General features: G+C 46.2%; 15 protein-coding genes and 1 pseudogene. 11 read left to right on the top strand and 5 right to left on the bottom strand.

The window, feature by feature from the left end; genetic code table 11:
- Positions 1-8: 8 nt before the first annotated feature.
- The 7 genes from ftsE (at position 9) to OLMES_RS01695 (ending at position 6,925) form a co-directional block, all read left to right on the top strand.
- Positions 9-686, top strand: a complete 678-nt coding sequence (gene ftsE / locus OLMES_RS01665) for a cell division ATP-binding protein FtsE (RefSeq protein ID WP_087459650.1) — start codon at positions 9-11, stop codon at positions 684-686.
- Positions 683-1,672 (top strand): permease-like cell division protein FtsX, encoded by a 990-nt coding sequence (gene ftsX, locus OLMES_RS01670; protein ID WP_087459651.1) that lies wholly within the window; start codon positions 683-685, stop codon positions 1,670-1,672. The genes ftsE and ftsX overlap by 4 nt, the downstream gene beginning before the upstream one ends.
- 227 nt (positions 1,673-1,899) lie before the next feature.
- The gene (gene rpoH / locus OLMES_RS01675) at positions 1,900-2,754 is read left to right on the top strand and encodes an RNA polymerase sigma factor RpoH (protein WP_087459652.1); all 855 of its coding nucleotides are present in this window, start codon (positions 1,900-1,902) and stop codon (positions 2,752-2,754) included.
- Positions 2,755-2,883: 129 nt separating this feature from the next.
- Positions 2,884-3,819, top strand: a complete 936-nt coding sequence (locus tag OLMES_RS01680) for an NAD(P)-dependent oxidoreductase (RefSeq protein WP_087459653.1) — start codon at positions 2,884-2,886, stop codon at positions 3,817-3,819.
- Positions 3,812-4,606, top strand: a complete 795-nt coding sequence (gene hyi / locus OLMES_RS01685) for a hydroxypyruvate isomerase (RefSeq protein WP_087459654.1) — start codon at positions 3,812-3,814, stop codon at positions 4,604-4,606. The genes OLMES_RS01680 and hyi overlap by 8 nt, the downstream gene beginning before the upstream one ends.
- 195 nt (positions 4,607-4,801) lie before the next feature.
- On the top strand, positions 4,802-5,479 hold the full coding sequence (locus tag OLMES_RS01690; protein WP_087459655.1) for a winged helix-turn-helix domain-containing protein: 678 nt from the start codon (positions 4,802-4,804) through the stop codon (positions 5,477-5,479).
- 9 nt (positions 5,480-5,488) lie between these two features.
- Positions 5,489-6,925 (top strand): HAMP domain-containing sensor histidine kinase, encoded by a 1,437-nt coding sequence (locus OLMES_RS01695; protein ID WP_087459656.1) that lies wholly within the window; start codon positions 5,489-5,491, stop codon positions 6,923-6,925.
- Between the two features lie 30 nt (positions 6,926-6,955).
- Here the strand turns inward: OLMES_RS01695 and OLMES_RS01700 are convergent, their stop codons facing one another.
- Positions 6,956-7,258, bottom strand: a complete 303-nt coding sequence (locus OLMES_RS01700) for a hypothetical protein (RefSeq protein WP_198343181.1) — start codon at positions 7,256-7,258, stop codon at positions 6,956-6,958.
- Positions 7,259-8,047: 789 nt separating this feature from the next.
- Here OLMES_RS01700 and OLMES_RS01705 point away from each other — a divergent pair.
- Positions 8,048-9,601, top strand: coding sequence for a Fic family protein (locus tag OLMES_RS01705; RefSeq protein ID WP_087459657.1), 1,554 nt, complete (start codon positions 8,048-8,050; stop codon positions 9,599-9,601).
- A gap of 1 nt (position 9,602) precedes the next feature.
- Positions 9,603-9,899 (top strand): hypothetical protein, encoded by a 297-nt coding sequence (locus tag OLMES_RS01710; RefSeq protein ID WP_087459658.1) that lies wholly within the window; start codon positions 9,603-9,605, stop codon positions 9,897-9,899.
- Positions 9,900-9,936: 37 nt separating this feature from the next.
- On the opposite strand, the pseudogene OLMES_RS01715 reads toward OLMES_RS01710, so the two are convergent.
- A pseudogene (locus tag OLMES_RS01715) lies at positions 9,937-10,278 on the bottom strand (transposase); the annotation flags it as partial.
- Positions 10,279-10,470: 192 nt separating this feature from the next.
- Positions 10,471-10,944: a transcription elongation factor GreB gene (gene greB, locus OLMES_RS01720; protein WP_087459659.1), complete on the bottom strand. Its 474-nt coding sequence runs from the start codon at positions 10,942-10,944 to the stop codon at positions 10,471-10,473.
- A 379-nt stretch (positions 10,945-11,323) separates the two neighbouring features.
- On the opposite strand from greB, the gene OLMES_RS01725 reads away from it, so the two are divergent.
- Positions 11,324-11,683, top strand: a complete 360-nt coding sequence (locus OLMES_RS01725; RefSeq protein WP_087459660.1) for a hypothetical protein — start codon at positions 11,324-11,326, stop codon at positions 11,681-11,683.
- 120 nt (positions 11,684-11,803) lie between these two features.
- On the opposite strand, the gene OLMES_RS01730 is transcribed toward OLMES_RS01725, so the two are convergent.
- Together OLMES_RS01730 and OLMES_RS01735 are read right to left on the bottom strand one after the other, a co-directional pair.
- The gene (locus OLMES_RS01730; protein ID WP_087459661.1) at positions 11,804-12,124 is read right to left on the bottom strand and encodes a site-specific integrase; all 321 of its coding nucleotides are present in this window, start codon (positions 12,122-12,124) and stop codon (positions 11,804-11,806) included.
- Between the two features lie 190 nt (positions 12,125-12,314).
- On the bottom strand, positions 12,315-12,587 hold the full coding sequence (locus OLMES_RS01735) for an acyl-CoA-binding protein (protein ID WP_087459662.1): 273 nt from the start codon (positions 12,585-12,587) through the stop codon (positions 12,315-12,317).
- A gap of 187 nt (positions 12,588-12,774) precedes the next feature.
- On the opposite strand from OLMES_RS01735, the gene OLMES_RS01740 reads away from it, so the two are divergent.
- A complete protein-coding gene (locus OLMES_RS01740; protein ID WP_087464289.1) occupies positions 12,775-13,266 on the top strand; it encodes a DUF4442 domain-containing protein in 492 nt (163 codons plus the stop codon).
- Positions 13,267-13,284 lie beyond the last annotated feature (18 nt).

The raw sequence follows: 13,284 nt of genomic DNA on the forward strand, positions 1-13,284 counted from the left end.
AGGCGCCCATGATTGAATTTGACCGGGTGGGGAAAAGCTACGATGGCCGGGAAGAGGTACTGAGCGATATTCATTTTCGTTTGGCGCGAGGTGAAATGGCCTTTCTCACCGGGCATTCCGGAGCCGGTAAAAGTACGTTGCTGAAATTGATGATGCTGATGGAGCGACCTTCCCGGGGTAATATCATCGTCGGAGGTCAACACCTTGGCAAAATCCTGCAGCGTCAAATCCCCTACTATCGGCGGCACATTGGCGTGGTGTTTCAAAATCACCAGTTGTTATTTGATCGTACGGTATTTGCTAATGTAGCCCTGCCGCTTGAGGTAACGGGAACGCCGGTCAAAGAGGTGGCCCGCCGGGTTCGTGCGGCGCTGGATAAAGTCGGTTTGCTCAAAAAGGAAAAACTGAATCCGATGCAGCTCTCCGGTGGTGAGCAACAGCGAATTGGTATTGCCCGGGCGGTGGTCAATAAACCGCCTTTGTTATTGGCTGATGAGCCGACCGGGAATCTGGATCCGGAGTTGTCGGCGGACATTATGCACTTGTTTGAACAATTCAATCAGGTTGGTGTGACTGTTTTGATTGCATCCCATGATTTGGCGTTGATATCGCATTTACGTCACAAATTATTGACGTTGCGCGACGGGCGTCTGATGGTCGGACAATCTACAGAGGTTCTGGCGTGACAAAACCGGCTCAGGCAGGCTCAGCACCGAAATCTTCAGGGGCTTCGACCAAGCCCGGCGAACGTCCCCTCAATGGCTATTTCCGGCACCACCGGCAGGTCGCTAAAGACAGTTTTCGGCGTATGTTCAGGACGCCTTTGGCCAGTCTGTTCACCTGTCTGGTGATCGGAATAGCGGTTGCGTTGCCCTGCGGTATGGCCATGTTCCTCCATGATATTCGGGGTCTGACCTCTGAGCTCGGGGAGTCCGCACAGGTGACGTTTTACCTCAAAGCCAATAATCGGGAGCAGACGGCATTGGCATTTCTCGCCGAGTTAAATGCGTTGCCGGAAATTGATTCATCACGGTATATTCCAAAAGCCGATGCTCTCCGGGAACTGGAAGAAAGTCACGGTATTGGCGATGTTGTTGCTTTCCTGGATGCCAATCCATTACCGGATGTTGTAGTGGCAACCCCAACACTTTCGGCGTTGCAAAGTCCTGATGAACTGCAGAAGTTGCAGCAAACATGGTCGCAGCACAAATTGGTCGAGCGGGTTCAGCTGGATCTTGATTGGGTGCAGCGATTATCACTGTTGTCCGTGGTTGTGGAGCGTGTGGTGTGGGTGTTGTCTGTATTGCTGGGGGCGGCTGTATTGCTGATTATTGGTAATACCATCCGCCTGGAGGTCGAAAACCGGCGTCATGAAATAATTGTTGTGAAGCTGGTCGGGGGAACCGATGCGTTTGTTCGGCGACCATTACTTTACATGGGGCTCTGGTTGGGGATGGGCAGTGGTTTTTGTGCCGCGCTGTTGCTCGAATTGGCGTTCAGTTGGTTAAATGAACCCGTAATTCGGCTCTCCAAGCTTTATGGCAGTGAGTTCAGTTTCAGTGGTGTGCAGATTTCGACTTTTTTGTTAATCGTTTTTGTCACCAGTTTGCTGGGTATTTTTGGAGCACGAATGGCTTTAAGTCGGCACTTACAAGCCGTTGAGCCTGCGTAAAACGGCTTTTTTCCCCACTCTTTGATTCTTACGCGATGTTAACTTGCATAAATACGCGATTGGAATATATTTGATACCATCAATGTGATAGAGCCTTGGGGAGGCTGAGTTCTGGGTCGATGGCGACTCCGGAGCAGATGACACGCAAGTGGGAACTTTTTCACCCTGTAGCGGTCAATTTGTAAACATGTTATAGTCCCCCACCAGTTAGTTTTTGGAGGTATTGAATGGGAACAAGCTTGCAGCCGGTAGATATGTTGGTTCCGGGTGGGAATCTCGAGTCATATATTCAGGCAGTAAACACAATCCCTTTACTCAGTGCTGATGAAGAGCGGGAGTTAGCGGAGAGACTGCACGAAGATAGTGATCTCGAGGCAGCGCGACAATTGGTTATGTCCCACCTGCGTTTTGTGGTTCATATTGCCAAGAGCTATTCCGGTTATGGCCTGGCCCAGGCCGATTTGATCCAGGAAGGCAACGTTGGCCTGATGAAAGCGGTCAAGCGCTTCAACCCGGAATACGGGGTGCGTCTGGTGTCGTTTGCTGTCCACTGGATTAAAGCTGAAATCCATGAGTTTATTCTGCGCAACTGGCGTATCGTGAAAGTAGCCACTACCAAGGCGCAACGAAAGTTATTCTTTAATCTGCGTAGTGCCAAGAAAAAGCTGGCGTGGTTGACTCATGATGAAGTTAATTCTGTTGCTGCAGATTTGGGGGTTGATCCACAGGTTGTGCGTGAAATGGAAGGTCGCCTGAGTGCTCAGGATGCGGCCTTTGATGCAGGTGTCGATGATGATGACGAGCAGGCCTACCAAGCGCCAGTCTACTATCTTGAAGACAAGCGCTATGACCCGGCACAACAGCTTGAGAAAGCAGATTGGACCGAAGATTCCAACGCTCGTTTACATGATGCCTTGATGTCATTGGACGAACGCAGTCAGGACATTTTGAATCAGCGTTGGTTGGGTGAAAGCAAGGCCACATTGCACGATCTTGCCGACAAGTACGGGGTATCTGCCGAGCGTATTCGTCAATTGGAAAAGAATGCAATGAAGAAAGTCAGGGTACAGATGGAGTCTTGATTCCAGCTCTGCTTTGTACGGAACGTAAAAAAAACCGCCTTTTCAGGCGGTTTTTTTTTGAAAAAGATAATGGGTTCGGGAATATTAAGCTATTGGCCCCGTGCTAATTGCTGGGATAGATAGAGAATAATGAGTTTGAATATTACGTTTTTAGGTGTCGGTTTAATGGGGGCTCCCATGGTGAGTCGGTTGCTGGCTGATGGCTATGCACTGACATTATGGAATCGGACTCGCGCCAAGGCGGAGGCTTTTGCTACTGACGCCAGGATTGCGAATGATCCGGTTGCAGCGGTAACGGGCGCGGATATTGTGATCACCATGCTGGAAACCGGGCCTGTAGTTGAGCAGGTACTGTTTGAAAGCGGTGCAGATTCGGCATTAAAGGCTGGAGCTACGGTAATCGACATGAGTTCAATTCCCCCGGCGATGGCGCGGGACTTCAGTTCCCGTTTACGGTCGAAATCGGTTTGCTTTCTCGATGCACCGGTGTCAGGTGGTACTGTGGGGGCCGAACAGGGGGCACTGGCCATCATGGTTGGGGGTGAGCGGGCAACCTATGATGCGATGGAGCCGTTGTTCAAGGTATTTGGCAAATCGACATACATCGGGCCCCAAGGTGCTGGGCAGTTGGCTAAATTGGCCAATCAAGCCATAGTCGGCATTACCATTGGAGCAGTAAGTGAAGCCTTGTTGCTTGCCGAGCAAGGGGGGGCTGATCCGGTGGCGGTGCGTGAAGCGTTGATGGGAGGCTTTGCCGCAAGTCGAATTTTGGATCTTCACGGGCAAAGAATGATTGAACGGCGCTTTGAGCCCGGCGCTACGGCTCGGGTGCAATTGAAAGATTTGCGCACTATTTTAGATGAAGCTCGGGCCGAAGGGCTCTCTTTGCCGTTGTCCCAACGTGTTTATGAGTCTTATCTGGCATTGGTCAACAGCGGTCACGAAGGCGTTGATCACAGTGGCTTACTGCTGCAATTAGAGGCCTTGAATGGCTGCAAAATGGCAAGCTCGGATGCAAGTCATGCTGAGGCTCAGGGCGTAAATTTGGAGAACCCGGATGCCTAGATTTGCTGCAAATCTGACGATGCTCTATACCGAGCATGATTTTATAGATCGTTTCCGGTACGCCGCTGATGACGGCTTTAAGGGGGTTGAATACTTATTCCCCTATCAATGGGATGCGAAGGCTTTGCGAGATGCGTTGCAGGAGCACCAGTTAACACAAGTTCTGTTCAATCTTCCCCCGGGAGACTGGGAGGCCGGTGAGCGGGGTATTGCCTGTCATCCCGACCGGGTTGAAGAATTCCGGGCAGGGGTTGAGCTGGCGATGGATTATGCTGAGTACCTCGGCTGCAGGAAAATTAATTGTCTGGCAGGCTTGGCACCGAAAGGTGTAGCAGAGGCGGATTTGCGAGCTTGTTTACTGGAGAATGTGCGCTATGCTGCCAGCCGTCTACGGGAGATTGGTGTGCAGCTGCAATTGGAGGCGATTAACAGTCGTGTTGATATGCCGGGATTCTATCTGGATTCTGCCGCAGATGTGGTCGACCTCATCCGAGAGGAGCAGTTGGATAATGTCGCACTGCAATATGATATTTATCACATGCAGATTATGGAGGGGGATCTGAGCCGACGAATTCAATCGTATTGGCCTTATATTGGTCATATTCAGTTTGCCGATAATCCCGGCAGACACGAACCTGGAACCGGCGAAATCAATTTCAAGCACCTTTTTAGCTGGTTGGATAAACTGGGTTACGAAGGCTGGGTCAGTGCCGAATATCGTCCCAAAGTAAGCACCGAGGCCAGTTTTGAGTGGCTAAAAAGATTACAACATGGTAACTGGTTGTGATGCTTCCCATCGCTTACTCTTTATCTCATACAGGAAAAAAAGTCACAAAATTCATGCTGGTGTATGGTTTTAGCATGATGATATGAAAAGCAAGCGATACCCCGGCCCAGTCATATCTGGACATTGATCGGTATCGAAGGTGCAGATAATATCAAGGTGACTGCACATCGTTAAGTTGCATTAGGTTTGGTGTTAATGAGAGTACTCGTTGTTGAAGATGATAAAGAGGTGGCTTCTTATCTGGTTAAAGGCCTGAAAGAAAGCGATTTCGTGGTAGATCATGCTGCCGACGGCAAAGAAGGCTTTATGTTGGCGGCTAGCGAGAGCTACGACGTTATGATAATCGATCGAATGCTGCCCGGAATGGATGGCATGAGCATCATCAAAGCTGTTCGTGCCGCCGGTAACCAGACACCAGTCCTGATTCTCAGTGCGCTGGGTGAGGTTGATGATCGCGTGGAAGGGTTGCGCGGTGGTGGTGATGATTATCTCACCAAGCCTTTCTCTTTTACTGAGCTGCTGGCCAGACTCGAGGTTTTGATCCGTAGAGCGCGGCAGACCAGTGAGACCGAGACGGAGCTTCGTGTCGCGGATCTCGAGATGGATCTGTTGTCGCGATCCGTTAAGCGAGATGGCCAGGACATCGACTTGCAACCTAGGGAATTCAGATTGCTGGAATATCTGGTGCGCCACGCTGGGCAGGTTGTCACCCGTACGATGCTGCTGGAAAATGTGTGGGATTACCATTTTGATCCTCAGACCAATGTTATTGATGTCCATATCAGTCGCTTGCGTGCCAAAATTGATAAAGGTTTTGAGTATCCTCTGCTCCATACCATTCGCGGTGCCGGTTATTCATTGCGTGAAAACTGATCCTCGTCCGTGAAAATTAATCGTCTTATTCGCACATCTACTTTCCAGCTGGCCATAATATATATGGCCTTGTTTGCGACTTCTGTCTTTATCCTTCTGGGTTTTATTTATTGGGCCACTGCCGGTTATATGGCGGACCAGACGGATGAAACCATCGAAGCGGAAGTGTTGGGCCTGGCTGAACAATATCAACGCCATGGCCTGAATGGCTTGGTGAGTGTTATTCGCGAGCGTGTAGCCCGTGATCCCAACGGTAAATCCGTCTATCTTTTTACTGCCAGAAACCGGGTCAAATTAGCGGGTAACCTTGATCAATGGCCGGTAGAAGTTTTGAGTAAAGAATCACTCTCCGAAGAAGGGTGGTTAAACTTTGTATTGGAAAAGGAAAACAGCCCCTGGAATGTTGACCGTCTGGTTCGGGGAAAAATATTTGTGGTTCACGGCGAGCTGAGCTTACTGGTGGGGCGCGATATTCAGGAATTAATGACAGTTAAAAAGCTGATTGAGCGGGCACTTAGTTGGGGGATGGGCATAACACTGGCATTTGCGTTGATGGGCGGCGTGATGATGACGCGCAGTATGGCGCGACGTATCGAAATGTTTAATGTCACCAGCCAACGGATCATGAATGGTAATCTGGCCCTGCGAATTCCGACTAAAGGCACCCATGATGATTTTGATCAACTCGCCGCAAATTTGAATATGATGCTGGATCGCATCGTGCAGCTCATGGAAGGTATCCGACATGTTTCGGATAATATTGCCCATGACCTCAAAACCCCTCTGACTCGCCTTAGAAATCAACTGGAAACAACGCTCTTAATGGTTAAAGAGCCTGAAGCAAAGGAGGAGGTCGGTAAGGCGCTAGCAGAGGCGGACCAGATGTTGGCAACCTTCAATGCTTTGCTGCGGATAGCCCGACTCGAGTCTGGGGGTAAATTAACCCACGTCAGTGAAGTGGATGTATCCGCATTGGTACTGGATGCGGTCGAGTTTTACGAGGTATTAGCGGAAGAAAAGGAGCAGCGTCTGGAGTTGTCGGTAGCGCCGGATGTGCAGGTGAACGGTGACCGCGACCTATTGTTTCAGGCGATTAGCAATCTGATTGATAATGCCATCAAATACACCCCTGCCCATGGAACCATCAAGGTTGAAGTTGAAACAGTGGGGGTTCAGGTAATTATTCGCGTACTTGATTCGGGGATTGGTATTCCTGAGTCAGAAAGAGAAAAGGTTTTCCAACGGTTTTACCGTGTAGCCAAGAGTCGCTCCGAGCCTGGAAACGGATTGGGTTTGAGTTTAGTCTCAGCGATTGTCAGTTTGCATGAAGGGCGAATTGCACTATCGGATGCTGATCCGGGACTCTGTGTCGAACTGACCTTGTCTCAAGTCAGTCATATTCCGATGCGTCGACGTCTAAACGGGAAGCAAAGTAGTTCGGCGTAACCCATTGGGGTCACGCCAAGCGATTGGCGATTAGCCTTTGTTTAACTTGCTTTTTACCGTTTCAATGGTGAAACGGGCAGGTGTCAGCGCCAGCTCAACACCACTGTTTACCAGGTTTTCTGCTTTTGTAATCAAACGATTAACCTGCACTTTGCGAGAGCCTACCCGTGCTTTCAGGCTGTCCAGCTCGCCTTGCAGACGTTGCTGCTCATTCATCGCGAACGCGATAATCGTGTGGCGATTTACCTTGTCGGTAATCCCCATCTCATCCAGTTGAAAGCCGATGTTGTCCAGTTGGCCCAGTGCGGTGTCTGCAAAATGTTTAATGTTCATAGATTCAAGCCTTGCTAAAAGTTGCCAGTTCGTTAAATCAGTCCATTCAGCCAGCTTTAATTGATTTGTGTAGCGCTGTGCTGATACCCCGGCAATAAACGCCGGTGTCGATATATCGCGCACAGTAACCATTAAAAATAGAAATCTCAACCTAAAAATGACTGATTCCCGTTGAAATGCCTCAAAACAATTGTACAAATATTACCTACAGTTAATTCCCCGGCCATCTCCTGGCAAGGTGCCCTGGCCTATCATTAAAGTCACTAAGGGATCGAGAGAAGTGTTGAGGTTGTTTTCCTTAGTCTTGTGCTTACTAAGTTAATAGGTTATTGCTCCCTCCAAACAGCGCTAGCCCGGCTCTACATTTGTAGGGCCTTTTTTTTAGGTTATTTTTCCCTCAAATATGTTCATCGTTTCGAGTTCGTTTCATCTCGATTCAATTGATCTTATGTTAATAAACCAAGTCCTTTGAGCCATGGGTGTTTTCCAAGGCAGTTCTATCTAACAAATATTGAAGCCCGCGCCATACCAGCAGATTAGGGTCTCGTTTGGAGCAGCTATCTTCAAACTAAAATTAATCACATGTAAGCATATAATTAGAAATGTAAGTAGTTTAAATTATCTATAAGTGCTATTTTTATTTTTAAGCATAAGCTCAAGTTGATAAGTGATACTATGGATTTATAAGTGTTATGTTGAATTTGTAAGTGTGGCTTGGAGCTTTATGAAATGTGTGAAGATAGGATAAGTTTCTCAAGTATAGGCAATTCATCACCCAAGTAAAGAGCAATGAAACCCATAGGATATAGCCGGTTAAACAATTATTACACACTTTTACTGCCTAAACTGGGAGTAGAAGTATATCAGTGTCCAAGCGTGGATTCTGAGAAAACAATCAAATACGGCGCATCTCTTCGTAAAATCATCCCCGGTACCAGAAGGGTACCAGATACACCTTACGACCACATGATCGCGGCAATAAAATACCAAGGTATTCGTCTACATTTCTTCGCGGCAATATTTACAAAAGTAGATGTTGAGGAGCTTACAAATTTTATTAAAGGTAAGCCACTATCGGTTTATAACCGCGTTATTTGGTATCTTTATGAATGGCTTACCGGAAATGAACTGGCCATCGATAATCTAACTAAAGGTAACTACATTAAATTATTTGACGACGAATACTACTACACATTGCAGGAAGGTGAACGGGATAAACGAACACGAGTAATCAATAATGCGATTGGAACTAGAGAGTTTTGTCCAATCATTCGTAAGACACCAGAAATTAAAACCCTAGAAAAGATTGATGTCTATGACACGGCATATGCTCAGATGCAGTTAATTGGCCAGAACTTGTCTGCAGATGTTATTGGTCGATCTATCAATTATCTTTACACCAAAGAGACAAAGTCTTCGACGGATATTGAAAAGGAAACACCGAGCAAGGATAAGATGCAACGGTTTTTAAAAGCGGTAAAAAGTGCCGGCCAATTCGAGTTAAATAAAGAAAAAATTATTGATATTCAGAATCAAATTGTCGAAGAGAACAAAAAAGCCACAGATTATCGTGACCACGAAATTTATGTTGGAACGACCATCCATCGTTTAAGTGGATATGATGAGGATGTGCATTATATCGGTCCGAAGCACGAACATGTAGCGAGTATGATGAAAGGTTTACTGGATACTCACGATAAACTTATGATGGATGGTCAGGTACCTTCTCTTATGCATGCGACGGCTATTTCCTTTGGGGAGGTATACATACACCCGATGAAAGATGGAAATGGTCGAATTCATCGTTATCTAATTCATGATGTGATGAAACAACGGGATCAGGAACACAAATTTATCATTCCTATCTCTGCGGCTATTTTAAAAAATCAGCCCAAATATGATGAGGTGCTTGAGTCTCTTTCAACTCCTATTATGGCTATGCTGACGTATGAGCTGGACGATGATGCAAGAGTAATTATCAATAACGATATTGATTACATGTATCGTTATCCCGACTTTACCAATCATGTCATTTTTATTTATGAGATGATGAATACAGCAATCGCAGAAGAGCTAAAGGCAGAAATCTGTTTATTGCTTGCCATCGACAAAATCAAAGGCTTCATCAATGAGCGCTGCGATGTTCCAAATAATAAATTGGATGTTTGTGTTTCTATCATTGTGAAAGGTCGCGGTAAAGTGTCGAAAACAAAACGTAAACTCGTTCTAAAATCAATAGACGAATCACTACTGGAAGAAGTGGAAGATTTTGCAAGTTCAGTTTTGAATACCGTCAGAGAAACCCTAAATGTTGATGTGGCGGATGTTATAAACTCACCTTAAGTTGATTATTGATCTGGCGAGACCAATCAACTGGCTAACACCACATTCTCTGCAACTCATCAGCTCAGACAAGAAACTGGCTCGTTGGCAGAAAGCACATCTGGCGGGAAAAGCATTAATGGGCATCAATCTGAACGGACTACAGTCGAAGCACCGACGAAAATTTCTCAACACCATTAGTCAAATAAACGGGATTCTCGCCAATTACCAACTTGATAGTTTTGATGATTATCAAAAAATTTCAGAAGATGAACTATCAGAGGTTATCCGTTTGTTGAAAGCACTCACCCCACCATGATGATCTAGTCAACTGCGTCTTAGTATGAACGCTTACAACCTCTCAGCCTTCGCCATTTACTCTCAGCTGCTGTCATCAACTTGTAAGTCATGGCCAACGTCGTTTTGCGACTTCCACAACTCTTTGATTTCGTTGTTCTCAAACGCACCGAAGCAAACACCGATTCAATCGGATTCGTCGTGCGAATGTGTTGCCAATGCTCAGCCGGAAAATCGTAGAAAGCGAGCATACTCGCTTTGTCCTTTTTCAAGCAATCCATAGCACCTGGATACTTTGCCTCAAAGCGTTTGAGCGTGTTAGCAAAGGCCTTGTAAGCATCATCTCTGGTCTCTGCTTGTCAGATATCATGTAAGGCTTCTTTGACCTTTGGCTGAACTGACTATAGCTCGGTTTTTTACGTTCTTCTGTCTATGGGGCTTTACAGTCTGTGGAAAATTCATTGTTATCAAAGCATTGAATGGGTTGGGTTAATTGTATTGGACAGGTGTTTGAAATTGAAATAAACACCTGAAAATGCCGAATCAGAAGCGGTGAGATCGCTTGGTGGGTGTCTCAATCCCATAGCTTTTCCCTATTTATCATACTGGATTCGAATAACATACCACTCCGCCTCACCAGATGGCGTTCTGACTATGACTTCATCATCCACTTCTTTCTTGAGCAGGGCTCTGGCCATGGGTGAGTCGATGGATATATAGTCTTTTCGATCGTAGATTTCATCGACGCCGGCGATTCTGAAGTGTTTTTGTTCGCCGTTTTCGTTTTCAATGTCGACCCAGGCGCCAAAGAAAACACGTCCTTCCTGTTCCGGGGCATAGTCAACTACGCGAAGGTCTTCCAGGCGTTTGCGTAGGTATCGGACTCGACGATCAATTTCTCTAAGTAGTTTTTTATTATATTGGTAATCCGCATTTTCACTTCGATCGCCATTGCTGGCGGCCCAGGTCACTTTGCGGGTAATATCGGGTCGTTTTACACGCCAAAGCTCATCCAGTTCGTTTTTGAGTGCATCAAAGCCTTGCCGGGTAATTAGGTTTGTTTTCATTGTCTTTATCGGGCCAATTAAATCGAAAGTTGTGCTGAGCTCAGTGTAATCCAAGTGTGCTGTGGTGCAAACAATTGCCGACTTGAAGCTTTGGATTGGCCCGGTAAGACAGGACGATAGGATTTGATTGACCGATTTGCCTGCTAAGTTTTGCCATTTTGGCCAATTTATATTCAGTGTGAGGCGATAGTATAGTAGGTGGTCACAAATGTTTCGTTTATTTGCGTTTCGTAAATAATGTAAGTGATCTGGTTCCCATTTTGTAAAAAAAATTTCATTGAGTGAACGGTGCGTACATTTTAATCGCTGGAGTAGCTTAAAATAGCGGTTAAGTTTTAGAGGCAACGTTTTGGTAATTAGTGATAAGGGATGCTAGGCCATGAATAATATAATAAAGTTAGTGGCGGTTTCGGCTTCAGTTATTTGGTTTAATACGGCACTTGCTGAGGCTGTAATCACTGAAGATGAACCACAGAAAACCACGATCGATACATTTCCATTTCAAATGTTGGAGCAGGATGATCTTTCCCAGGCGGTAATTGAAGGTGGGCTTGAGCCGCCGGCTGCGGGTGAAGAGGAAGCTCCGGTGCAGAATGTGCAGGAACCTTACAAAATTGAGGTCGTCGATCGGCAAACCGATCTGGGTCGGCATGAAGTGCCAGTAGAGTTCCACTACAGCAACCCGAGAGTGGTTCCCGGTGTTGTGTTTAATGAGCAGTATCGAATTAATCCACAGTGATTGATTCAGTGCGCTCGAACATATCGTAGATTGCAACCCGCGTAATAATACGAAGACTTTTCTGCAGCATTAGCGAGTGTCAGCTCACTCGCTAATGTCGTTTGAGGTTAGAGGCCACTCTTAAACCTCCAGTCTGTTATCCTTGTTCTCCGACAATGGCAGTTTCAATACTTTCAGGTATAAAAATTCCAGTGCTTGTTTGGCCTGATTGACTTTGGCTTTGGAGGCATTCATCTTCGTGACGAGATAAACCAGAAAGGCTTTGATGTTTTCTTCGTTCAGAGTCGACGGATTTTTTAACTCGTTAAAAAATATATAACGGGTTATCCAGTGTTGGTAGGTTTGTTCAGTTCTGCTGTTCAAATGTTCTGCTTTGATTTCTTTTTGCAGTTTAGCAAGCAGTCCCGGCTGACTGATCTCGATAGTATCAGTTAGATCCATGGTTTCACACCCTGTATATTGTACTGTTTTTATAATTTTCCGCCGATTCTATTACATCGAAGTGACAGATGCAAAAGTCCTTTTAAAATAGGTCGGTCGGTTGGCGCAGATATTGAGACGTGTTTCCGGGTGGCTGGTACCACACCGGGAACTGTGCGGCCTTATTCACGAAAGAATAAGGCCGGACTTCTTAGCCTTGTTCGTTTTTCAAGGCTTCAATGCGGTCAATGTATTTTTGCATTGCCGCGTCGCTGCTGGTTCCTTTCAGTTTTTCCCAAGCACCGTATTTCGCGCGACCTACAACGTCGAGCATGCCAGGCTTCTTACCCGATACATCACCTTCTGACGCTTGCTTGAACAATGCATAGAGTTCAAGTTTGAGTTCGTTGGAAGGTTTAAAGTCGCCTTCAGAGGTTTGGACGTAGTTTACAGTTTCTTCAAATTTAGCTTTTAAATCACTCATTTTGGTGCCCCTGTCTATCGATGAAAGGTTAAGGATTATAGCGTCTCGATTCAGAGGTGGCTATGTTGATGGAAACCGTTATCACAAACATTTGAGCTATTTTGGTTTAAGTCGAAATCAGGTATTCTCCGCCTTTTTCGCTCTGATTGCAGAGCGTGACGACAATCACAAGCAAGGTGAAAGGGTTATGAGCAAGAAGAATCAGTTGAATACCATTATCTCGAAAATCAACGGTTTACCGGATTTTTTGCGGGTTAAGGCATTAACCACGTTTTTTGGCAAAATGGTGAAGTTTACGGGTACAGCGGGTATAAAAATTGAAAAACTGACGGAATCAGAATCAGTGGTTTCGGTCAAAAACAAAAAATCAGTGCAGAATCATATTGGTTCAATCCATGCAGTTGCCAGTATTTTACTGGCGGAATCGGCCACCGGTTATCTTGTTGGTATGAATTTACCTGACACCAGTGTGCCGGTCATCAAGACAATTAAGGCGGACTACGTTAAGCGAGCAAAAGGGGATATGAAGGCTGAAGCTCGATTAAGCCAGGAGCAGATCGACCTTATACGAACAACTGAGAAAGGTGAAACGGCGGTTGAGGTTATTGTTACGGATAGCGAGAGCAAAGAGCCCGTTAAAATGGAAATGATTTGGGCCTGGACACCGAAAAAACGCTAGGCTCCTGTTGGGGGGGGC

It is taken from the genome of Oleiphilus messinensis (genome assembly GCF_002162375.1).
Classification (GTDB): Bacteria; Pseudomonadota; Gammaproteobacteria; order Pseudomonadales; family Oleiphilaceae; genus Oleiphilus; species Oleiphilus messinensis.